The sequence below is a fragment of the Alphaproteobacteria bacterium genome (genome assembly GCA_018662925.1).
Taxonomy (GTDB): Bacteria; Pseudomonadota; Alphaproteobacteria; order 16-39-46; family JABJFC01; genus JABJFC01.
Map to the genome: position 1 here is coordinate 1 of JABJFC010000082.1, position 23,191 is coordinate 23,191.

Below are 23,191 nucleotides of genomic sequence, written 5' to 3' on the forward strand. Positions count from 1 at the left end.
CACTGTGTACATCCTTTCTAGCCTTTCCTTAAATGGAAAAAGACTATCTGAAGTTAATACTTTGGGTGGCTCACTTTTTCTCCGCCTTTTTACGACGGAGCCACCCTGCTCAGTGGCTCATTATTACTCCGCTATTTACAGGTAGATATAGATAACGACAGGCTTTTGGTTGATGGGCTGGAACGTGTACAAAACTTAGTGATTATGAACATAAATCGCAACGTTACTGCGCTAGAGTGCATGGACAAGTTTGAGTACTTAAGTAGATGGGCTAATTTACAACTAAAAAACTTGCAACTATCAGGATTAGAGAAACTTACTGAGATAACGTGTGGCATGTTTTATGCTCTTGCCCTAGAAAGGTTAGATCTATCGGGAGCAGAGAACCTTACCGGAATTGGGGGATCCTTCATAGGAGCTTCGTACTTGTTGAGCCGCTTAGATCTCTCTGGAATGCACAACTTTAAATTATTATCTGGCGAGTCTTTAAGTCGATTTCAACAAGAGGATGCTCACAGGGAAAGAGTCCTCATTACTCCTAAGGAGACGATCACCATTCAAACATGTGAGAGAATGAGTGTATTATTGAGAGAGCTTCAAAAGAGAGACTAGGCCCGTAGGCTGTTTTACCAGCTTGTGGGCAAATAGTGGCAGAATTCTAGAGTGAGTTCTCATACCTCAGATAGGTATTTTTAACGTCGAAGTGCGAATTCCTCCTGGGTGCATTCAGAATGAGGTATGACTTTCTCTTAGGGCAATTTTAACGTCGAAGTCCGAGGTAAGTTTGAAATTAAAGTATAGATATAGAGCTATATTTTGATTTTTAAAGTTATAAATCTTAAATTCAAGTAAAGAGGGCCCAAGTAATACTTGACAATCTGACGATGACCCTGTAATCTCATGCAAAATTTATGTATAGCTGAGTTGGTGAATTTTAGATGAGTATTAAAAATTTAAAACATGAAGTGAAAGAGAGAGGATTTATGAAGTCATTATTTCTGGCGTCATTTGTGGGTTTTTGCGTGATAACCTTTACGCCTAATTTTGTTAAGGCTATGGATGATTTAGAGGGAGCAGATATAGAATCAATGAAGAGAGCCCTAAATGCTATAGAGCTACAAGAAAAACAAGATCAAGAGGGATTTGAGCACACGCTGAATGTAATTAATGAGCTGCGGGAAGTAGCCATTAAAAAAACAGAAGAAAATCTGAAATCTATAGAAGAAGCAGAACAAGAAACACTAAAAGGAATTGAAAAAGAAAAACAGGAAATGCATAAATTAATGGAAGACTCTAAAACACAGAGAGACGAAGATTATAGTCAGCTAAGAAAAAGATTTGAGGATAATAGTCTTATCTTGAAGAACACTCGACGAGGTGTACAGGAGCTTTCAGATGAACTTGAAGGAGAGCGAGGCAAATGGAATGAAATTGAAGATAGATGGCGTAAATTTCAAAATGAAGAAAGTGATATTTAATAAAACTTGAAGCACTCTGAGTCTGAGGCGGGCAACTGGACGCCTCTATTAACATCTAGACATAACTTAACCATTTGATGCAACTGTAGTGGTTTTTTGGACGTTTTATAAATATCACAACCAGGATTTCTTAACGTTGAGAGTCGATTGCAAGCCTTATTCGAGCTTGGTTATCCTTTAGAAAAATTCTCAGAAGTGGTGGATTCTGGGCAATTCAAAAAGACCATAACCCGCTCCATTCCTCCCATCGTTCATTTCTACTCTTCTTCCTGATGGATATGTTGCCATAAATAAAGGCTGTAGTGAACTTCCCAGGGGATGTCAGGGGCTTCTTCATCGTGATCCTGGGCGGCATCTCTAAAGATCTCTGCGAGTTTTTGATCGGTAAAATCGGTCTCCAGAGCTTTGTTCAGGGGCTTTAGAGCATGATTTGCATACCATTGGGACCAGTCTGGATCTACGCCACCTGCCTCAATAAAGGCCTTGTGGTGAGCCAGTCCCGTTTCTTCGAGAATCTTTTTAACTTCTTCCATGGCCATGATTAATTCTCCTATAGCCAACACCTACCCTTGATTATAGTCTCTTTGTTGCCTCATTCCAAACATTTTGAGCATGACCTTTGGTAAAGAGTTATTTATAATAAATAAAAAAAGGGAGGCGGGATGAATATACTGGACGCTGGGTTACCAATTTGGATTGTGGTGTTTTGTCTTTGTTTGCTATTTTTTACGGGAATACAGCATTACACCCGTAAATCACTTTTGCCCCCAGAATGCTGGATCCTTCTTGGCGGTCTTTTTTATGGGATTTTATCTCGGTACTTTGGAGACTATCTTCCTCTGATTTCACTGGGACACGATGTGGTGATTCTCTTAATTCTACCTGTATTAATTTTTGCAGCAGGGCGAAGTGTTAAGCCTCAGGTTTTAGAATCAGAGGCAATTCCTATCGGATTTTTCTCATTATTTGGTGTTGTGATAACCATGTTTCTCATTGGGTTACCTATAGCCTATATGCTGGATATCCCTCTTATGCACGGATTGCTTTTTGGAGCAGCCATCTCTGCCACGGATCCTGCGGCAGTTACAGCTATCTTCAATCGATTTACAGTGCCCGAAAGACTTAAACTTCTTGTGGAAGGAGAGTCTCTTTTTAATGATGGGACCGCCATGGTTCTTTTTGCTCTTGTCGCAGGATTCCTTTTCCAGGGTGGTATGTTTCACCTAGGAAATACAATCTTTGCTATCACCTGGTCTTTGGTCGGGGCTTTTTTCTTGGGAGTCGTGACTGGTTGGTGTGCCTCTTTTATTATTAAGATTTGGCACGAGCATCATAATTTTTTTCCATTAAGTTTGACGCTTGTTTTGGCACTAGGAACCTTTCTGGTGGCTGAAAAGTTGTTGCATGTTTCTGGCGTCGTTGCTGTGCTCATGGCTGCAATCGTTTTTGCCAGAAAACAGCGATTGAGAGAGCAAGATGAGAAGCATACGGATAAGGCGCGTCTTTTTGGATCCTTTTGGGATTATATAAGTACTCTTATTAATAGCTTTCTGTTCTTCTTTCTCGGTGTTTCTACAGGGGCTCATCCTTATAATCTTCCTTTGGAATTTTTAATGGGTGCTTTGATATTTGTAATCCTATCTAGAGCAATTCTAGTATACGTTGGAGGTGGGGCCCTCAGGGCAGTAGGAACAAAATTGCCTCTTTCCTGGATGAACGTATTAACTCTTGGGGGAGTGCGTGGTGCTGTTTCGGCTGCGCTTATCTTGCTGTTACCCCATGACTACGCTCATGGAGAAACCTTTCTTTGCCTTGTTTTTGGTGTGATCTTTTTTAGCCTGATTGTTCAGCCTCCTTTGATGGCCCTTTATCTTAAGAGCACAAAGCTACCGGGAAAGGCGTAGAGAGATATTACTTAAAAGCACTTCTTCAGATATTAAGGATTTTTCTAATTTTCTCAGCGATTTTTTTTGGTTCATCCAGGGGTGGATAAGTCCAGTTTTCCAAATTCCCCTGAAATGGGCGGGTGTATCCCAGTTCTTGAAAATGTTTATGGAATCGTTGAAATTTATCAGACTTTCCGGGCAGCGGGATGATGTAAACAGGCTTTCCTGTGGAGGCTGCTTCAGAGGCCATTGAGACTGAATCTTGGGTCAGTAATATGTGATCGGCGATTCCCAAGAAACCCAGATAAGGATTTTCTCCTGACCAATCCCAAAGCATATGGGGTGTGTTTTTCAAACATTCGTGCAGAACTGTATATGCCGAATCTTTTGTTCTGCGGGAGCCTGTAATAAGAAGGCTCACATTATGTTTTTTGGAAAGGGCGGCCAATTGTTGTCCAATGGAGTTCATGACTTTGTCATCCAATTGGTAGTATTTATTGGGTCCTCCTATAAGAACGGCTACATAAGGAGGCTTTAAATGGGAAATCCTGGGCTTGAGGGATTTAATCGCTTGATCACACTTTGTTTTGGTGACTTTGTGGAGAGCGCCGTGGGTCGTTAGGATGTTGTTTCCACTCAGTTGATCGTGAAAAGGTGAAACCACCACATCGAAACGGCTGGGAGAGAGTCGGGGGCCTTGAACAAAAATAACGCGGGTTTTTCCTTTAGATTTTTTGCGAATGGCAGCAGCAGGTGCCGCACTTGGACGTCCAGAGGCAATGAGAAGATCTGGCCAAGGTGCTTTGAGTTGATCTCTTTCTGGAGATTGTGCCCACAAGGGAATTGGCCACAAATGGGCAGGAAGATGTGTCCAGGGAAAACGGGTCGTGACACGCTTTACAGTTGGCGAAAGGTTAAGGGCTTCAGCGAGACCAAGACACTGGTTCTCTGTCCCCGCTTTTCCATCTGTAACAATCCAGCACGAAAGGGACTCTGACATCGATTAGCTGTAACGGATCTCATTGATTTCATAGGCGCGGCTACCGTTGGGTGTGGTTACTTCAATGGAGTTACCAACTGATTTCCCAATGAGAGCCCTTGCAAGAGGAGATGTAATCGATAAAAGCCCCAGGCTGATGTCTGACTCGTCTGTTCCAACGATTTGATACGCGCTTTCTTGATCAGTATCTTCATCGGTGAGCGTGACTTTAGCTCCGAATTTGACAGTGTCGCCGGAAAGCTTTGAGATGTCTATGACCTCGGCACGAGCAGTTTTATCCTCAAGTTCAGCAATCCGGCCTTCAATAAAGCCCTGTCGCTCCCTCGCTGCATGGTACTCGGCATTTTCCGAAAGATCTCCCAACTCACGTGCAGAAGAAATTGCCTGAATGACCTCTGGTCGCTCTACAGATCTCAAGTGCTTCAACTCTTCTTGAATTTTGTTGAAACCATTTTGTGTCATTGGCACTTTGTCCATGGAAGAATCTCCTTTTAAGTCTTTTGAAGGGGCTACTCTACACCCAAAAAAAAATAGAAACCAGCATATTCTTACTGCCGACGTGTCTTTTTATAGACATACTATGAGTTTGTAAACGGTTTTATTTCTATTAAAGTCGTTGTATGAATTTGAGTAAGAAAGCTGAAGTAGTAGGGATGAAGTTTGTAAAAGCAATGTATTACAATTGGATATCATAACTAGCGGGAAGATCATACACAGGGACAGATACATCCGGACCCGAGATTTGTTTCTGGCTAGCTGTTGGCTACGCTAGGCCTTTCTTAAGTCCAGCTTTAATTTTTCTAATTTTACTTCTATTTCTTGAATGACCGGAGTCCCGCTTGGGAATCTGTCTTGTGAACATGTCAAAGCATCTTCTAAATATTTGATAGATTTATTGTAAAACTTATAAGATTCTATTTTATCTCCATTCTTAAGAGCTATCTCACTTTTCTTTTTATAAAGGTCAGACAAGGCTTCTAACGGTCTATAATAAGTGTAATGCTTCTCATTTTTGAGAATTGCCTCAGAAGCTAGCAAATGTTGCTCAGCTTGCTCAAATTTATGACTTTCAATCAAACAAAGGCCTAGTTTGATATGTAACTTTGTAACATCGAATATATTCCCATCTTCTGCTAAATACACCTTCAAAGCTTGCGTTAACAGGTTCTCTGCTTTTTCAACATCCCCTAGATGTTTATATGTATTTCCTAGGTAGCGTAAGACCCAGGAGCTTTTTATATGTTTTTCATTGTAAATTTTTTTGTAAATAGCAAAACTAGCTTCAAGATAGGTCTTGGCTTCCTCGTGATTCCCCAACTTATCGGAAATCTCTCCTAAATATGCGAGTACCCAAGCGGTGCAAGAATGATGGTTTCCATAGTGTTTACTATATATATCATAACTTTTTTGCAGTAACTCATTTGCTCTCTCATAGTAACCCAAAACTTCATACAGATTTCCTAAACGAATATAACTCCAAGCTGTTCGAATATGCCTAGGGCCATATGTTTTTTCGAGAACGCTGCTCCCTTTCTTTAATAGCTCTAGTGCTTTTTCAAATTCACCCAAGTTTTTATGAATATGTCCAAGTTTAACAGCTGCATAAGCTGTATCAATATGATCCTCTCCGTGGTGTTTTTTCAAGATTTGGTAGCCCATATTACCATATTTGAAAGCACTTAGACTGTCTGAAAACAGCCTGTAAGGAGAGTCTAGTCGCAAAGCAACTTTGGCAAATCTTACGTCTTCTTTTCCATAGGTTTGTTCAGTGATTTTTAAACTGTTTTTTATCGTTTCAATGGCCTTCCCAGCTTGCCCCATATGTAGATATACCTCACCTAAATTCGTTAGAACGGAAGCCGTTTTTATGTGATTCGCTCCAAAAAGCCTTTTATGTATTGAAAGGCTTTCCAAAAGAACGGTTTTTGCACGCTTAAATTTATTTATATAAATGTAAATTTTCCCTAGTTTCTCAGTCAAACCGGCCAGATCTGCATCTGACAAAACTTTCTTATGTTTTAACAGTTCTTGAAAGTGTCCCCGTAGCTGTCTTATTTTTGCAATGTCTTCATTTTCGATTGCGTGAAGGGTAGCTCCATTTATAGAGGATGAAAGCTTTCTAACAGGTTCCCTGAAATGTTTAACGGTAAAGCGTCGTTCCAGATGGCTGAGAGCTATCTGCTGAATTCTTTTATGAATGGAAAATTTACGAAAGTCGTTTGATTTTGCAGAGGGTAGTTCCACGAGAGAATGTTTATTTAGCTCATGTATAAATGTATCTACAACAATGGGAGACTTCACTTTTTCAAGAAGTTCTCTGGGAATATCCTGTGAGTTTAAGAGACTAATAAGGAGCAGGAGATCCTTAAAATCTTGATTGCATTTTAAAATCCTGTCGATGGACAATAAAACAATAGCATGTCTGGTTTTACGATAATTTCCAATATCACAGAGGATCCTTTCTTGACTGGCCAAAAACTCTTCACTAGATATGTGCATATATTCAAGGTATTTTTTTAGTGATATCTTAGACTCAGTAATGTAATTGCCAGCAATTGAGATATCCAAAGGATACGGGGGGATGTTTTCTACGAAACTGATTAGTTCCTCAATTTTATCCTTTTCATACTTCTTCTTACCTATAATTTTTTTCAGTAGAGCAAGCTTTTCTACTTCTGTTAGATGATGAATGCGGATGATTTTATCGTTTTCCAAGAAGCAACTATTTTGTAGATTATTATTTCGACTCGTAATGATAACCTTACCGTCTCCCCAGGTCTTTGATTCATAGGGGAAATGGTACTTAATTTCTTCAAAAGAACCTATATTATCAAACAGTAGATACCAATTTTTACATTTTCTTAGTTTAGACTGGACAAATAAGAGAATTTTCTTTCTTCGCACTTTCGCATTATCGATTTTTTCAATTAAGTTAAGATGATCCCCATCTTCTTGATTTGTTGCAAGCGCGTAGGCAAGATTTACAAATGATCCTAAAAAGCTAGTCTTACTTTCAGCCTTGATTTCCCATATTAGGGAAGCACTCTGTTCACTTAAATAGGTGCGGGCAATGGTTGTTTTGCCAGCACCGCCAGCTCCCACTAATGCAACAGTTTGAATGCCAGATCCTGTATTTAATTTCTCATCTATAGTTTTGTATATTTCAGAACGAGCCAAAGATGTTTCTTGGTTGGGAACATGAAGATCTGAACGAATAATTTCGACGTCAGAAGAAAAATTATTTGTGTCAAAATACCACATAGATAGCATCGTTGTTGTACAACCTAGAACTATTATAAAAAGGGATGTCAACATCACGATAGAGGCTGCAGACATTCTCCCCGTGGATCGCACCTGTTTAGCTAAAATACCTATGGTTTTCTTTTGGATTTCTTGTGTATATTTTTCTTCTGTTCTTTTTATTTTTTCGAGCTTTTTCCAGAGGCGTGGATGGCTGCTTTGAGTCAGCTTCTTGATTGCGATACATTCTTTCTTAAAATTAGCAATGATCCCACTTAGTGGGATAAAAGGCAGCACCCGTTTCAAGATGTGTAGTACATTTAAATAAAGTTGTTTTTTATCCCTAAAATCCACATAGGCTATATCTCTTAATTCTGCGGGGATTGATAGCCTCATATCCCCATCCAAAAGCAACGGTATTACGGAACTTGGTCTCTTTTTAGCTTTTTTAATGACCCGTGGGATTTCTTCTTTAATACCCGTTCCTTCTTTATCCGAATTAAGTCTCTTCATGAGACATTCAGACATGGCATAAACAACAAAATCTACTTCGTCAGTATCAATTTTATTAATATGTTTTGAGATTGAACTGTGAGCGTCAGCTATATCGATTAATGTCTTAATGCCTGCAAGCTTAAGATATTCTTCAATTTTACGGACAACGGAAACGTTTAAGCTACTTTCCCAGCAATATCCAAGGAAACAAACGGGCTTCTTCTTATCAATTTTTGTGGAAATATCATGCAGAATTCGTTCAAATGCAACCTTAATAAGATCATCGTGAATTTTAGAAATAGAACTATATTCCAATGAAAATCTCCACAACAAATTTATTCTTAAGGAAGTGATTCAATATAATTATTTTGCATTTTCATATCAATCCTAAACATTTGTGTATACGAAAAGCAACTAAACTTTCTCCCTATAGAACAAAATTATTTTTTAATTTTATCATTAAAACTTTTGGCAAGTACAAACGGGAGAGTCCGTAGTTTTTAGGGGCAGTAATTAAATACTGAATGTTATTGTAATAAACGGGAGTTGCACTGGAGGTTGGCGTTTATGGGAAGTGGGATTGACAATTGGGGAAAATTGGATGACTATCCACTAAGGATAGACCGAATTAGTTAAAGACAGCAAGGAGCTTGCTGATGGATGATAGACTTGACTTTATTGTATACGTAGAGAATTTTCAGCCTTTCAGGAAAGCCGACGAGGAAGCAATTCAAGAGTGCTTGGATCGCTCTAGGAACGTTGTTGTTGTTTGTACTGGGGCCGATAAGCCTAGATCTCTCCGGAATCCTTGGACCATAGATGAACGCCGGGATTTGATTCGCTCAGTTTTCCCCGATTCAGAAAAAACAATCTCTGTTATTCCTATGTTAGACTCTCCCTATAATCAGGAAGCTTGGATCTGGTCGTTACAGAAGAAAGTGCGTGATGTGGTTAGGGCGTCTACTTCGAGTGAACGTGAGCCAAAAGTAGGTATAGCCATTGCTGATGAAGAGACCAAGATCAATTATGCTACCGCTTTTCCGCAATGGGAACAAGTTCCTCTTGATCATAACTCAGAGCTAAAAGCATCGACTCTGCGAGAGATGACCTTTGATTCTGATAAAGGAATTGAAGCAATTCTTCCCCATCTTTCATCTAAGTCTCTTAAATTTTACGAATCGTTTCAAAAGTCTGAGCAATTTGAGAAGCTAAGAGAAGAAAGAAAGTTTTTAGATTTGTACAAGAGTGGATGGAAGAATGCTCCCTATGCACCAATATTTATCACGACTGATGCCGTCGTTATTCAATCTGGCCACATATTAATTGTAAAAAGGAAGGCCAATCCCGGGAAGGACTTATTAGCGTTGCCGGGAGGGTTCCTTTATCAGGATGAAACGATTCTAGAAGGATGTCTGAGAGAATTAAGAACAGAAACGAGACTTAAAGTGCCAGAACCTGTTCTAAGGGGCTCCATTAAAGCTAAAAAGGTTTACGATGATCCTAACAGGTCTCTTCGGGGGCGAACAATTACGCACGTTTTTTATTTCGAATTAACCCAAGATGCAAACTTACCGAAAGTGAAAGGGGGCGATGACGCAAAAAAAGCTTTTTGGCTACCGTTAAGTCAATTGGATTCCTCTCAATTGTTTGAGGATCACTTCAGTATTATCCAAGACATTTTGGGAATGCAAATGACTTAAAAGTTAAACTGAAAAAGAAAGGGATAGACCTTTTCTTTCCATAAGATAATGGAGGATTTTCATTATGGTAAAGATGATAGAGTACCTGAAAGCTCATGCAGATGAGATTTCGCAATCGCTAAAATACAAACACTGTCCACGAGAAATTCAGTGCTTATATTTCTTATCTAGAGGTTTTTCTATGAAAGAAACGGGGAGATTGCTCGGCATTTCTCATAGAACGGTTGAAACCTACATAGTTCGGATAAAAGAAAAGCTCAGTCTGAATTATAAATCAGAGCTCATTTTATACTATTTCAAGCACATAGAGCCATGCATTCTAAGGATTATTCTGACTCTTCGAACAGACGAAGTTCTGAGTCTGCTGACTTTTAATGATTCTGGTAGAGATATTCAGTTGAAAGCTGCTTAAATAGACATCAACAGCGGTGTTAGCCAAACGCCGCTGTTGATATTTAGACATTATCAGGATTTAAGGCTATCAAGTTGGTTGCAATCTGTTTTAACATGCTCATAATAGCAGGCACGATACATCAGATTATTATTTTTTAAGGAATACCATGCTGAGAGCACAATTTGAATCCGAACTGAAAGCGTCCCTAAAGAAAAAAGAGAGTATAAAAGTTGCTACCATAAGACTTGTTATGGCGGCCTTAAAGGATCGGGATATTGCTGCCCGAGAGAAAGGTTTAGATGAAGGTATTAGCGAAGATGAAATTCTCATGCTTCTTCAAGGAATGATTAAGCAACGGAATGAGAGTATTTCTCTTTATGATCAAGGTGGCCGGCCGGACCTAGCTAATTTGGAAGCTAAGGAAATTGATATTATAAGGACTTTTTTGCCTGAACCGTTGAGTGAGGTAGAAACCACTGAAGCCATTGAGGCGCTTCTCCAAGAGTTGACCAGTGAAGCTGAGGCATCTTTATCTGTCAGAGATATGGGCCGTGTGATGACCGAGTTGAGGGCGCGTCATGTGGGTAGGATGGATTTTTCAAAAGCCTCCGGGATTGTACGGCAGAAACTGATTGCTTCGTAACAACTAATCCTTCTGTCTAAGGTGATTAAAGAATGGCGTTTTCTAATTATCACATTGAGCTGATCCGTAATCGTATACGCCTTTCAGAAGTGATCGGCCAGCGGGTAAAATTGCGTGCTCAAGGTCGGGAGTTCTCTGGCCTTTGCCCTTTTCATAAGGAAAAGTCTCCTTCTTTTACGGTGTCTGATGATAAAGGGTTTTACCATTGTTTTGGATGTGGGGCACACGGCAGTATCTTTGATTACTTAATGGAAACGGAGAAATTAAGTTTCCCTGAAGCATTAGAACGTGGTGCTGAAATGGCTGGGGTCAATTTGCCCAAAGAAGAAAAGGCAGATAAGGGTCAAGTCGAAAAATGGAAGAAGCAGGGCGATCTTTTGGAAGAGGCAGCCCAGTGGTTTCAAGAGAACTTGAGTCAGTCTTCTGGCCAGAAAACCAAAGAATATCTGGATCGGCGTGGTATAGGCCCACATCTCATTGATACATTTCGGTTGGGCTATGCACCGGCAACAGGGAATGGCCTTAAGAAATTCTTCATGGAAAAAGGAGTCTCTGAAAAAGATTTGGTGGAGGCAGGGCTTTTGATTCATTCTGAAAGTCGTGGAGATACTTATGATCGTTTCCGGGGGCGACTCATGTTTCCTATTACTGATCCTCGGGGGAGGGTGATTGCTTTTGGAGGAAGAATTTTAGGGGAGGGCCAGCCCAAATATTTAAATTCCCCTGAGACCGATCTTTTTCACAAAGGAAAGATACTATACGGTTTCCATCACTGTCTTCAAAAACGAGCAGAGAGCCCTTACAAAGATGCACCATTAGTAGTAACAGAAGGTTACATGGACGTGATTGCACTTTATGGGATTGGCCTGAGGGCTGTGGCGCCACTAGGAACAGCTTTGACCGAATCCCAGATGATGGAAGCATGGCGGCTTAGCCCCGAACCTGTGATTTGTTTTGATGGGGATGCAGCCGGAAAAAGAGCAGCTTTCCGAGCTGCTGAACGCGTGTTGCCCTTGTTAAAGCCAGGGCATACTTTGTCTTTTGCTGAACTTCCTTCCGGCGAAGATGCAGATAGCCTAATTCAGAATGGATCTGAAAATATTCTCAGATCGTTGTTGCAAAAATCCGCACCGCTTTTTGATATGATTTGGGCGATTGCCCCAGGGAATAAAAGAGTGGATACGCCCGAACATCGTGCTCTTTTTAAACAGAGTCTCTACGATAAGGTGAAAGAGATTCAAGACTTTTCGGTCCGATCTGCCTATAAGGAAGAGGTGACTCAGCGCATGAATATGTTCTTTGGAAGGTATGGCCAGCGGAAAGAGACTCAAAAGAGACAAGCCTTAAAAAGTTATATGCACCGAGGATCAACTCAGGGGAGACAGGGACATATTTGGCGTACTGGGGCAACGGCGGGTGTAAAAACTTCCTTGGATACATCGTCCCTTCATAGAAGGATTTTACTGGCAACTATTGTCAATCACCCTGAACTTTTGCATGATGTATCAGAGCAGTTCGTACAATTGGATCTACCATCACAAGAGCTGGAGGATATGCGAGAAGAGATACTCTCTCTCTTTTCTTCACGGAAAAACCTTGACAAAGGGGAGTTAAAGACACATCTGAATACAAAAGGGTTTTCAAATGTGCTAGATTTACTTTTTGATAAAAGGGTTCTAGTGCATACAGCTTTCATAGGTGAAGAGACCCCAGTGGACGAGGTAAAAGCTGGTTGGGATCATGTTTGGAGCCTTCACAAGGGGCGTCGGTGGATTGAACAAGAGTTAAAACAGGCAAGTGATGACCTTAAAAAAAGTAAGTCCTCTGATGCGTGGGAACGATACCAAGCCTTGAAAAAGGAAACAGGAGTTGTTTAGAGTTATTGCCCATGCGAAGGGCAATTGAAATTGCGTTTTTGACAAAGGAAACAGTGTATGTCGGAAAATAAAGATTCTGGGAAATCAAAAGAAAATCAACCTGAAGCTTTTAAGAAGAAGCTTTCAGCAACGTTTAAACAACTTTTGGAGTTGGGAAAAACTCGTGGCCATATCACTTATGATGAGTTAAATGCTGCCCTTCCACAGGACAAAATGTCATCGGAACAAATCGAAGATATTATGACGCTTTTATCTGAGATGGGGATTACGATCACAGAAGCAGAAGAGGAAGCCGAGGAAGCTGAGGCTGAGGAGGACGAGTCAGGGAATGTTTCCGAAGCAGCCGTAGGACGAACTGATGATCCTGTTAGAATGTATCTTCGTGAGATGGGAAATGTTGAGCTTCTTTCTCGGGAAGGGGAAATTGAAATTGCCAAAAGGATCGAAGCTGGTCGTGATATGATGATCGACGGGATTTGTGAAAGTCCTCTGACAGCCCAGTCCATTGTGGAATGGCTCCAGGGTCTTGAGGAAGGGTCTCTTCTTTTGCGGGATATCATAGCAATTGATACCAATACGATGGAGGAAGAAGAGGAGGAAGAGGAAGAAGAGGAGCTGGAAGAAGAATCGGAGGACGAGGAGTCCGATAAAAAAGACGGTGAGGAAGAAGATTCCGATAAAAAAGCTGATGAGGAAGGAACAGAGGCTAAGGAAGCTTCTGAGGGGCAAGAGGCTTCGGCTGAAGAAGCTTCTGAAGAGACTAGCACTTCATTATCTGAGCTTGAGGAAGCAATGCTCCCTCAAGTTTTAGAAGATTTCAAGAAAATTGCAACGAAGCAAAAAGAGCTGCATAAAATTCAGACGAACATCATAGCTCTTGCCAAAAAATCTAAAAAAATAAGCGACAAGGACGAGAAAAAATACAAAGAAGCTAAAAAGAAAATTTCTCAGATTATTAAAGAGATAAAGTTTAATAACGCAAGTATCGATTGTCTGGTTGAAGAGCTTTATATTTTGAACAAAAGTCTTATGAATCAGGAAGGAAAGCTTTTAAGACTGGCTTTAGAAGCTGGTGTTAATCGTGAAGATTTTCTAAAGGAATATTTTGGATCAGAACTCAGTACAGATTGGATCCAGAAAGTAGGTAAGAGCACAAAGAAGGGCTGGAAGGAATTCACAGACAAAAGCGCTTCTGAAATTAAAGTAATTAGGGAAAAAATTAAAGACGTAAGCGAGCATTCCAGTCTTGATGTTGGTGAGTTCAGACGCTTGGTGTCCCTTGTACAGAAAGGTGACCGGCAATCTGTGCGAGCAAAGAAGGAAATGATTGAAGCTAATTTGCGTTTGGTTATATCCATTGCCAAAAAATATACCAATCGTGGACTCCAGTTCCTGGATTTGATCCAAGAGGGAAATATTGGGTTAATGAAGGCCGTTGATAAATTCGAATATCAGCGCGGATATAAGTTCTCGACTTATGCCACGTGGTGGATACGTCAGGCAATTACTCGATCTATTGCTGATCAAGCACGGACCATTCGTATTCCCGTACATATGATCGAAACCATCAATAAGATTGTCCGAACGTCTCGTCAGATGATGCATGAAGTTGGTCGTGAGCCTACGCCAGAAGAGCTTTCAGAGCGCCTTATGATGCCCCTCGATAAGGTGCGTAAGGTCTTAAAGATTTCAAAAGAACCTATCAGTCTTGAAACCCCAGTAGGGGATGAAGATGACAGCCACTTAGGCGATTTCATCGAAGACAAAAATGCTGTTATTCCCCTCGATGCAGCCATTCATTCCAATCTGCGCGAGACAACCACTCGGGTTTTGGCAAGTCTAACGCCCCGAGAAGAGCGGGTCCTTAGAATGCGTTTTGGCATTGGCATGAATACGGATCATACGTTGGAGGAAGTGGGGCAACAGTTCTCAGTGACACGTGAGCGTATTCGTCAGATCGAAGCAAAGGCCTTACGGAAACTTAAGCATCCAAGTCGCTCCCGTAAGCTTCGTAGCTTTATAGATACCTGATAGCTTGGGGAGAGAGTTTTGGGAATCATTAAAGAGCGTCTTGAACAAAAGCTTCGAGACGCTTTTTCTCCATCTATATGTATTATAAAGGATCAGTCTCATCTTCATGCAGGACACGCAGGGGCAGACCCTGCTGGTGAGACCCACTTTCGTCTGGAGATCGTCTCAGACGCCTTCGCAGGGAAAAGCCGCCTTGAAGCCCACCGTATGATTTATGCGGTCATCCAGGAAGAAATGGAAGAGCGTGTCCACGCCTTGGTTATTCGGGCTCGTGAAGGCTAACTATTTACTGTAAAATTCGTCCTAGAACGAGCATTCTGGAAGTAATCAACGAGTGTCTGCATAAGTAACTTAAAGAATGGTCTCTATCTTATGCTGCTTTGCAACATACAAAAAACTTGTATTTAACTTATTTCTCATGTATATGTTATTTCTTAAGATTTTAATTATCTCGCAAATTATAGTTGTTTTAAGAGAATTGTTTAAAATGAAAAGTATAGTATCAGTATTATTTCTATTTGTTGTGTCGTTGTCTACCCTTGCTAAGGCGAATAGTTCCTTTTTTGAAACTGAAATAGATAGGTCAGACAGACAGGCGGTGCTTGCCAGAGCTTCTATGATTGTTCAGGCCCGTCTTGATTACAATGAAAAACTAGCCGGTATGTGTGTGATAGCTGCAAAAAAACCTACAGAGAGAGAGGAAATAGAAAATACAGAGCAAGCAAAAAAAGAATTATCAGAAGTTTTCGGTTCTGAGGCGTTTCAGGATTATATCTATAAAAAATCTATTATTGATGAAGACATAGATCGTTTTAAGGCATTCGCAAATCTATTTAAGACTGCACAAATAGTGTTAGGGATTGGAAAGAAAGAGCTATTAGAAGATACCATTTTTCTGATTAATGAAAGGTTAATGGTTTTCTTGGCTGAAGAGCGGAACCTGTTTAAACAAAGGGAGAAAATTTCTAGAAAAGCTGGTAGAAATAATAGACAACAGTATGTTGCCCCCGCAAATGAGTTGAATGAATTTATTTTTATTTCCGAAGTTAATGATCTAGTATCAGGAATTCTTTCAGGAGGAGCTAGAGTCTTCAATGACTACGCTAAGGTAGAGGTGAAACACTCTGCGGAGGGTTACACAAATAACCTGAATCTTGATCGTTTTGCTTCACATGATATGTATGACGATATTGAAAAGAGAGAGAAGCGACTCCAACACGAATATTTGGGCCAAACTAGAACAAGTGTGGACCGCTTTGATTATACTATTGTCGAACAATTGAGCGAACTTTGTGAACTTAGCTCAGAGGCGAGGCTTGCCTACAACGATAATATAATGAATGTATCCTCTTGCATGAAAGATATACCAGGAGGATCCCTTTCAAAGGATTTGGTCCGCATCAGAAAAATTTGTAATGCTGTCGCAAAAGTTTTTGCAAAGTTAAAAGATATAGAGACATTCGAGGAATGGGCCTTTGAGAAAAGAGTTGAAATAGAAAAGGCTAAGAAAGAAGCTGCTTGGAAGAAAAAAGAGGAGGAAAGGGCTGAACGAGAATCGATAAGAAAGGCTGAGCGAGAGATCAAAAAAGAGAAACGCGCTTTGCTTGCAAAGAAGAGTCTATGGGATAAAATGATGGAAGAACGGGAACTAAAGAAGCAAACTGTTTCCTCTACCACAACTACGACGACAACAACTACCGTGAACCCTGCTTTTACAGAAGGTAGAGTTGAGATTTCTGCAGCGTCCAAACAAGCGGGAGCAGAGATTGATGATGCCAATTCACTGACAAGTAGACTTGATAAGTTTAGAAATGAGGCAGCCACTTTTATTAAAGCAAAAACCCTCAAGTATAGGGAGGGTGTTGCACTTATTGAATCCCTTGGCGGTAGAATTGTAACAAAAGGAAAAACGGCTGGGTCTGCTAGATTTATTGTTTTTGAAGCTTCAGAACATTTTGGAAATGTAGATGCTCTTGCCTTGTTCCATGAACCCCATCAAAAAGATACAACCTGCAGAAGAAATGTTTGGTGGCGTAGTACCTTTAATGAAGTTCTAACCTCAGCAGGTTTTTATAGTCCCTAGATTAACCAAGAGAATATTTTTAGCGTGTCTTAGGCCCTGAGAATTATGGTGGGTTGCTGAGTCGACCTACCTACTCAGCCTGTGTTCTTCTAGTTAGGATTTTTCCACTCGACATCATTTTTACTTATCACTTCCATCCCGTCAGAGTAATCACTTCAAAGGTTATGTGATCGAAACTTTGTTTAAAAGTTTTCTCAACTTCTGTGAATAGCTTTTTGGACGAGTAGCTTTTGGGCCGTGTGAGGAGGGTGTTTGTCTCCCCTAGAAATCGCAGATCCTTCATGACTTGCAGGGCACTCTTATAGGGAAGTTGATAGCTATGACTGTCTCCCACTGGATTTTTAAAGCCTGCACGTTGAAGCAATTGCGTGGCGCCTTTTATCTCCATGATAGGCGAAAAGCGGGGCCGAACCCCATTGCAGATTTTCGTTTCTGCCTCCGTAAAGATTTCCCGCAATTCTTGGAGGGTCTCTCCCCCAAAGAACGTACCCATGAAAATGCCATCTGGTTTTAGACTGTGGTGGATTTGAATCAGAGCGCCAGGAAGATCATTGATCCAGTGAATATTCATATTGCTGATGATGAGATCAAAGCATTGAGGGCCAAAGGGAAGGGACTCCTCCCATCCAATCAGGGAAGGCGTGGAGGATTTTTGAAATGGAAATTGGGCATGGATGAAGCTATCTGTATGATTCTCTGCGCGCACTCTGTCAGAAAACTTTTCTGGAGGATTCCCTAGAAACAATACCGATGGGAAAGGCCGATTAAAATCTTGGAGGCGATCCAAGAGTTCTGTGTCTAGTTCACGGGATAGGAGTCTTATATTTTCCGATGGGTGGTGCTTGCCGATGGCACGGAGGCGATGGAATTTGAGGGCTTTTGGGTCAAAGAGAAGGGGGGATGACATGTTGTGAGACTACTACGTTCTAAGAGGCTCTCAGAGCGTCGATGTTTCCTTTATAGGTTTTATGGTCGCCTTTAAACACAGAAGTTCCTGCGACAAGGATATGGGCACCAGCCTCTCGAGCCTTTTTGGCAGTCTCAGCATTGATGCCGCCATCAACAGAAAGGGCAACGGCTTGAGAGGACTTATCAATATGATTGCGGAGGCTTTCCACCTTGGAGAGCTGAGTATCCATAAACGCTTGTCCTCCAAATCCTGGTTGGACGGTCATGACAAGTATGAGATCCAAGATCCCTTGTTCCAGATGGGGCTCGATGAGGGAAAGGGGCGTTTCAGGGTTGACCGCTAAGCCCACTTTGACGCCTTTTGAGCGAATTTTTGTGAGGGTTTCTTCCACATTGGGACTGGCCTCGGGATGAAAAGTGATAATATCGGCGCCTGCCTTTACAAAGGGATCAATATGAAGATCCACAGGGGCAACCATCAAATGAACGTCAAAGGGAAGCTTAGAAAGGGGACGCATTGCCTTAACAACCGCGGAACCAAACGACAGATTGGGGACAAAATGCCCATCCATAATGTCCAGATGTAATAGATCAGCCCCGGCGTTGCCAACGGCTTTAACTTCCTCTCCTAGGCGAGAGAAATCGGCGGCAAGCAAGGAAGGAGCAATTTTGACTGACACTATGAAATCCCTCTATTTACTGGAACAGAAGCCCGCGCGTCCAAAGGACGAAGCTGTGGCGTAAATCATTTTCATTGGTACGCTAACATAAATTTTCTATTTTTGACCATCACCAACTTTTGAGAATAAATTTTAAACAGCACGTCCATATTCTTTGTAAATGTTTTTACGATTACCGATTTTGACAATTATTACGATTAGCTTGCTGTCTTTGATTTCGTATATGACTCGGTATTCCCCAATTCGAATACGGTACAAATCTTCTTGAGGCTTGAGCTTTTTACAGCCAGAAGGCCTCGGATTCTCTTTAAGCTTATTCAGTTTCAGAAGTATTAACGTTTGGCATTTCCTAGGAATGGCTTTGAAGCTCTTACGGACCCTGGGGCCAATAACGACTTCATAGCTCATTTCAGGTCTATTCCAAGTTCTTCAGCTAACTCATCGAGCGTGACGTACTCTTCGGGTTTAGTCTCACTCAAAGCTTTTTGGGCTTCAAGAACGTCAATTCTATCTTCAAGTTGATCAAGGAGATCTACGTCTTCCATAGGCACAAGTGCTGCAATATCTTTCCCACGTCTTGTGAAAACGATGCGTTCCTTTCCAAAAGAAGCACGGTTAACAACCTCAGAAAATTTGTTGCGCGCTTCAACAGTGGTTAAGTGTTCATGTTCCATCTTATAAAATGCCTCAAATGTCTTTAATGTACATTTAAGCGTGACATATCCATACACTTTTGTCAAATTTAGATTTATTACGGTATTTTCCTTCATGCCATATCATTCCCTTCTTTTGGATTTTGATGATTGCGAAATTCGCCAACATGGTACGCCACTTCTCTATTTTTGTTCATGACCAACTTTTGCGATTAACCCCACGAAGAATTGACCTGATGCCTTTTTTACCGTCATAATATTCACATGGAAAACAAAATAGCCTTTTTCGTTGCAGATGTTCCGCAAGCTAAGGAAGCATACGAACGATTTCTCAAAACTCATAAGAATTATCCCATTTCTGAGGCCAATGTGGCCGTGGTTCTTGGGGGTGATGGATACCTGTTGAGGACCCTTCACCGATTTATTGCAGAAGATATTAAGCTTCCTGTTTATGGATTGAATCGTGGCAGCATGGGGTTCCTATTGAATGACTTTAAAGAAGAGGACCTTGACGATCGTCTTAAGTCTGCTATTTCGTTTCCCCTTTTTCCGTTGAAAATGGTTGCGGAAATGGCTTCAGGAAAAACGCGAGAGTCTTATGCCATTAATGAGGTTTCTCTCTTTCGCGAATCCCACCAAGTGGCTAAGATTTGCGTCAAGATTGATAACCGTGTTTGTTTGCCAGAGCTCGTGGGGGATGGCGTACTTGTGGCGACGCCTGCTGGCAGTACAGCCTATAATTTTTCGGCCCATGGTCCCATTATTCCATTGGGAAGCAACATTATGGCATTAACACCCCTGAGTCCTTTTCGTCCAAGGAGATGGCGGGGCGCTCTTTTACCCCATGACACGGTGGTTTCTTTCGAAATCAAAGACCACCAGAAACGTCCTGTGAGTGCTGTGTCAGACCATTCTGAGGTCAGAAATGTCATTAAAGTGCATGTGTCAGAATCTCGGGAAAAAAAGTTTACCCTTCTTTTTGATCCCGAGCAAAATTTGGAGAGACGCATTCTGGATGAGCAGTTTGTCGTTTAGCAACCTCAAGCAGCATATTTTTGACATCTTTGTCCCAGACTGTTTTATATTTTTCCAATAAGACGTCCGCTGGTGTTTTTCCCGATTCGACGATTTCTATTAAGGGGGCCAAATAGATCGTTTCGTTGTGGCCAGCCTTATTTCTTATGTCACGTTTTTCCAATCCCTTTTGAGCCAATGTAAGACATTTTTTTCCAAGTTCACGGACAGTCTCTTTGCGAAATTTAGTTCTGAGTCCCGTTTTTGGAACGTTTTGATAAAGAGAGAGTCGTTCTTCTTGCGTCCAAGTTTTGATAAGATCATATGCCTCATCCAGTACTTGTTGGTCGTAAAGGAGCCCTGTCCAAAAAGCTGAGAGGGCGGGAACCAGGGGATTAGCATTTGCGTCAGCTCCGCGCATTTCCAGGAATTGTTTGAGGCGTACTTCGGGGAAGACGGTTGTCGTATGATCATTCCAGTCGTCCATGGAAGGCAACTGTCCTTCGAGTCCTTCCAGGTTTCCTGTCAAAAAATTTCGGAAGGATTTTCCCGTGGCATCCAAATATTGTCCATTTCTGTGCACAAAATACATGGGGACATCCAAGAGATAGTCCACATATCGTTCGAAACCCATGCCTTCTTCAAAGACAAAATTTAAAAACCCACATCGATCTGGATCCGTATCTTGCCAAATATGAGCACGGTAACTTTGATAGTCATTTGGGACGCCTTCAAGAATAGGGGAATTGGAAAACAATGCCGTCGCTATGGGTTGGAGGGCTAAGCCCACCCGAAACTTTTTCACCATGTCTTGTTCTGAGGAAAAATCGAGATTTGTTTGAATAGTAGCCGTGCGAGTCATCATATCCAGGCCCAGATTCCCTTTAGTGGGCATGTAGGCGCGCATCAGACGATAGCGCTCTTTGGGCATCCACGGGATTTCCTTGAATGTGTGCACAGGATCTAGTCCGATGCCTAGAGGAAAGTAATTATATTGCTCTCCAGTCTGGCATAGCTGTGCTTGATGCCGGCACAACTCTTCATGGGTGTCGTGGACTGATTTGAGGGGGGCTCCGGACAGTTCGAATTGACCACCAGGCTCCAAGGTAATAGAGGCCCCATTTTCCTTGAGAGCAATGACGCTGCCATTTTCTTTGATTGGCGTCCATCCATACTCTTGGAGAGATATGAGTATATCTTGAATGCCTCCAGGCTCTCCATGGGACAGTCGATGAAAATCACTTACCTCAAACATGAACACTTCATGTTCGGTCCCGATAAGGAAATCCTCAGGCTTCTTGCAGCCTGATTCAAAAAACCGGATCAGATCTTGCTGAGAGGTGACAGGTTGCTTTGGCGGCATAAACAGATTTTCTCTTATTTTCTTACGGTGTTCTTATTCTGCCATTTGTAGAAGGGTTAGTCCACTAAGTGCTGCAGTTTCTGTGCGCAGAATTTTGGCACCCAGTGTTACTGGATTCATAAAAGAAGTTTCTTTCAGGATCTCTTTTTCACTATTAGAAAACCCTCCTTCTGGTCCTACCAGAAAAGTCATAGCGGTGGGCTGGCGTTTAAGTTCTTCAACAAAAGTGGGGGCTTTAGTCCGTTCCACCGCCCATAAAATAGGAATGTCTTTTGACCAAGTGGCGAGGAAATCATGGAGAGGAAGTGAATCATGAAGCGTGGGTATGGTAAGTCGTTCACATTGTTCGGCCGCTTCTATAATTCGTGCCTCTAAGCGTTTTCTATTGAAGTTGCGGGTAGTTGTCCGTTCTGTGATCACAGGGAATAGTTCTTGAACCCCTAATTCAGTAGCTTTTTCCATCATCCACCCCATGCGATCATTTTTAATGGGGGCAAAAACTAATGCAGGTCCTTTCTCTGGCGATTGAGGATGAAGGCGGTTTTCGACGTCTAGATGAGGACTTTTTTTCGTTGTCAGTTTTAATTTTGCAAGAAACTCTCCATCACGGCCATTGAACAGACGTACGGGATCTCCAGATTTGAGTCGTAGTACATGGCATAAATAGTGGGCTTGTTGGCTGGAAAGCGGAATATTTGTTTGAGATGAAAGGTCTTCTGGGGTATATAAACGGGCTAAAGTATGAAATAGTGACATGTTTTTGGGCTTCAGTTTATTCAAGGCTGAGACTAACCACAGACAGTAAAGTAAGAGCGAAGAAATGAATAGTATAAATTCTAAGGCGAATCGTCTTTCTCAAAACCCATGGGTCGCATTTTTGCCTGAGCAGTTTCAGCCTTATGCCTATTTGGGTAGATTTGATAAACCTATTGGTGTGTGGTTGCTATTAGCTCCGTGCTTGTGGTCCATTACATTGGCATCCTATCCAGGGTTGCCTGATGGAGAAATCCTTCTCCTTTTCTTTATGGGCGCTTTTTTGATGCGGGCAGCTGGGTGTGCCTATAACGACCTATTGGACAAGACTTATGATGCACAAGTTCAACGGACCTATACACGCCCTATTGCCTCGGGACAGCTTTTAGAGCGTCAAGGTATGCTGTTTTTAGCATTCCTTTTGTCTGTGAGTTTATTAATTCTAGTACAGTTTAACTTTTTCTCTATTGCGCTCGGTTTTACGGCTCTTGTGTTCGTCATGCTTTACCCTCTGATGAAGCGTATAACTTATTGGCCTCAGGCCTTTTTGGGGCTCACTTTTAATTGGGGTGCTCTTTTGGGATGGGCAGTAATTAGAGAAGAACTTTCCTGGGTAAGTATCCTTTTGTATTTAGCCGGAATTTTTTGGACCTTGGGGTATGACACTATTTACGCCCATCAGGATAAAGAAGATGATCTGAGAATAGGTGTAAAATCTTCGGCTTTGAAACTTGGAAAAGATACCCCACAGTTTTTGTGGGTTTTCTACGGGTTTAGCATTTTGTGTTTCTTAGGGGTGGGGATTCTATCTCCTCTTGGAGCACTGTATTATGTGGCAGTGTTAGCCTGTAGCATCCACTTTGCGTGGCAAATTTATACATTAGATATGCAAGATCCTGAGGATTGCTTGAACAAATTTAAGTCTAACAAGTGGGTTGGATTTATGATGTTTGGTGGCATTCTTTTCTCACAGTTTATATAGGATGATAGAA

The 23,191-nt window shown here is 41.5% G+C and carries 22 protein-coding genes; 12 read left to right on the forward strand and 10 right to left on the reverse strand.

Going from position 1 to position 23,191, the window contains the following annotated elements; all coding sequences use genetic code 11:
* The first annotated feature begins 240 nt into the window (after window positions 1-240).
* The gene (locus tag HOL16_06900; protein ID MBT5390409.1) at window positions 241-612 is read left to right on the forward strand and encodes a hypothetical protein; all 372 of its coding nucleotides are present in this window, start codon (window positions 241-243) and stop codon (window positions 610-612) included.
* Between the two features lie 326 nt (window positions 613-938).
* The gene (locus tag HOL16_06905; GenBank protein ID MBT5390410.1) at window positions 939-1,478 is read left to right on the forward strand and encodes a hypothetical protein; all 540 of its coding nucleotides are present in this window, start codon (window positions 939-941) and stop codon (window positions 1,476-1,478) included.
* A gap of 257 nt (window positions 1,479-1,735) precedes the next feature.
* Here the strand turns inward: HOL16_06905 and HOL16_06910 are convergent, their stop codons facing one another.
* On the reverse strand, window positions 1,736-2,017 hold the full coding sequence (locus HOL16_06910) for a hypothetical protein (GenBank protein ID MBT5390411.1): 282 nt from the start codon (window positions 2,015-2,017) through the stop codon (window positions 1,736-1,738).
* Between the two features lie 123 nt (window positions 2,018-2,140).
* Between HOL16_06910 and HOL16_06915 the strand changes: the two genes are divergently transcribed.
* Window positions 2,141-3,382 (forward strand): sodium:proton antiporter, encoded by a 1,242-nt coding sequence (locus tag HOL16_06915; protein ID MBT5390412.1) that lies wholly within the window; start codon window positions 2,141-2,143, stop codon window positions 3,380-3,382.
* A 25-nt stretch (window positions 3,383-3,407) separates the two neighbouring features.
* Here HOL16_06915 and HOL16_06920 read toward each other — a convergent pair whose 3' ends face one another.
* From HOL16_06920 to HOL16_06930, 3 genes are all read right to left on the reverse strand, one after another.
* Window positions 3,408-4,364, reverse strand: a complete 957-nt coding sequence (locus HOL16_06920) for a hypothetical protein (GenBank protein MBT5390413.1) — start codon at window positions 4,362-4,364, stop codon at window positions 3,408-3,410.
* Between the two features lie 3 nt (window positions 4,365-4,367).
* The gene (gene greA, locus HOL16_06925; protein MBT5390414.1) at window positions 4,368-4,841 is read right to left on the reverse strand and encodes a transcription elongation factor GreA; all 474 of its coding nucleotides are present in this window, start codon (window positions 4,839-4,841) and stop codon (window positions 4,368-4,370) included.
* A gap of 291 nt (window positions 4,842-5,132) precedes the next feature.
* Window positions 5,133-8,414, reverse strand: a complete 3,282-nt coding sequence (locus tag HOL16_06930) for a tetratricopeptide repeat protein (GenBank protein MBT5390415.1) — start codon at window positions 8,412-8,414, stop codon at window positions 5,133-5,135.
* Window positions 8,415-8,755: 341 nt separating this feature from the next.
* Here HOL16_06930 and HOL16_06935 point away from each other — a divergent pair, with 341 nt between their 5' ends.
* From HOL16_06935 to HOL16_06965, 7 genes are all read left to right on the forward strand, one after another.
* On the forward strand, window positions 8,756-9,799 hold the full coding sequence (locus tag HOL16_06935; protein MBT5390416.1) for a bifunctional nicotinamide-nucleotide adenylyltransferase/Nudix hydroxylase: 1,044 nt from the start codon (window positions 8,756-8,758) through the stop codon (window positions 9,797-9,799).
* Window positions 9,800-9,863: 64 nt separating this feature from the next.
* Window positions 9,864-10,211 (forward strand): helix-turn-helix transcriptional regulator, encoded by a 348-nt coding sequence (locus HOL16_06940; protein ID MBT5390417.1) that lies wholly within the window; start codon window positions 9,864-9,866, stop codon window positions 10,209-10,211.
* A gap of 148 nt (window positions 10,212-10,359) precedes the next feature.
* Window positions 10,360-10,836 (forward strand): GatB/YqeY domain-containing protein, encoded by a 477-nt coding sequence (locus HOL16_06945; protein MBT5390418.1) that lies wholly within the window; start codon window positions 10,360-10,362, stop codon window positions 10,834-10,836.
* Between the two features lie 32 nt (window positions 10,837-10,868).
* The gene (locus HOL16_06950) at window positions 10,869-12,713 is read left to right on the forward strand and encodes a DNA primase (protein ID MBT5390419.1); all 1,845 of its coding nucleotides are present in this window, start codon (window positions 10,869-10,871) and stop codon (window positions 12,711-12,713) included.
* Between the two features lie 57 nt (window positions 12,714-12,770).
* Entirely contained in the window at window positions 12,771-14,744 is a 1,974-nt protein-coding gene (gene rpoD, locus HOL16_06955) for an RNA polymerase sigma factor RpoD (GenBank protein ID MBT5390420.1), read from the forward strand.
* Between the two features lie 27 nt (window positions 14,745-14,771).
* Window positions 14,772-15,026, forward strand: a complete 255-nt coding sequence (locus HOL16_06960; protein ID MBT5390421.1) for a BolA family transcriptional regulator — start codon at window positions 14,772-14,774, stop codon at window positions 15,024-15,026.
* 205 nt (window positions 15,027-15,231) lie between these two features.
* Complete coding sequence (locus tag HOL16_06965) at window positions 15,232-16,827, forward strand: hypothetical protein (protein ID MBT5390422.1); 1,596 nt, start codon at window positions 15,232-15,234, stop codon at window positions 16,825-16,827.
* Between the two features lie 127 nt (window positions 16,828-16,954).
* On the opposite strand, the gene HOL16_06970 is transcribed toward HOL16_06965, so the two are convergent.
* The 4 genes from HOL16_06970 to HOL16_06985 form a co-directional block, all read right to left on the reverse strand.
* A complete protein-coding gene (locus HOL16_06970) occupies window positions 16,955-17,734 on the reverse strand; it encodes a methyltransferase domain-containing protein (protein ID MBT5390423.1) in 780 nt (259 codons plus the stop codon).
* A 19-nt stretch (window positions 17,735-17,753) separates the two neighbouring features.
* Entirely contained in the window at window positions 17,754-18,419 is a 666-nt protein-coding gene (rpe, locus tag HOL16_06975) for a ribulose-phosphate 3-epimerase (GenBank protein ID MBT5390424.1), read from the reverse strand.
* Window positions 18,420-18,548: 129 nt separating this feature from the next.
* Window positions 18,549-18,824, reverse strand: a complete 276-nt coding sequence (locus HOL16_06980; GenBank protein MBT5390425.1) for a type II toxin-antitoxin system RelE/ParE family toxin — start codon at window positions 18,822-18,824, stop codon at window positions 18,549-18,551.
* On the reverse strand, window positions 18,821-19,090 hold the full coding sequence (locus tag HOL16_06985; protein ID MBT5390426.1) for a type II toxin-antitoxin system Phd/YefM family antitoxin: 270 nt from the start codon (window positions 19,088-19,090) through the stop codon (window positions 18,821-18,823). The genes HOL16_06980 and HOL16_06985 overlap by 4 nt, the downstream gene beginning before the upstream one ends.
* A 243-nt stretch (window positions 19,091-19,333) precedes the next feature.
* Here HOL16_06985 and HOL16_06990 point away from each other — a divergent pair, with 243 nt between their 5' ends.
* Window positions 19,334-20,104 carry an NAD kinase gene (locus tag HOL16_06990; protein ID MBT5390427.1) on the forward strand — a complete coding sequence of 257 codons (771 nt, stop codon included), beginning with the start codon at window positions 19,334-19,336 and terminating at the stop codon, window positions 20,102-20,104.
* Here the strand turns inward: HOL16_06990 and HOL16_06995 are convergent.
* Both HOL16_06995 and HOL16_07000 read right to left on the reverse strand, forming a co-directional pair.
* Complete coding sequence (locus HOL16_06995; GenBank protein MBT5390428.1) at window positions 20,037-21,446, reverse strand: glutamate--cysteine ligase; 1,410 nt, start codon at window positions 21,444-21,446, stop codon at window positions 20,037-20,039. The two genes, HOL16_06990 and HOL16_06995, sit on opposite strands and share 68 nt — an antisense overlap.
* Window positions 21,447-21,479: 33 nt before the next feature.
* Entirely contained in the window at window positions 21,480-22,202 is a 723-nt protein-coding gene (locus HOL16_07000; GenBank protein MBT5390429.1) for a 16S rRNA (uracil(1498)-N(3))-methyltransferase, read from the reverse strand.
* Between the two features lie 64 nt (window positions 22,203-22,266).
* On the opposite strand from HOL16_07000, the gene HOL16_07005 reads away from it, so the two are divergent.
* The gene (locus tag HOL16_07005) at window positions 22,267-23,181 is read left to right on the forward strand and encodes a 4-hydroxybenzoate octaprenyltransferase (GenBank protein ID MBT5390430.1); all 915 of its coding nucleotides are present in this window, start codon (window positions 22,267-22,269) and stop codon (window positions 23,179-23,181) included.
* Window positions 23,182-23,191 lie beyond the last annotated feature (10 nt).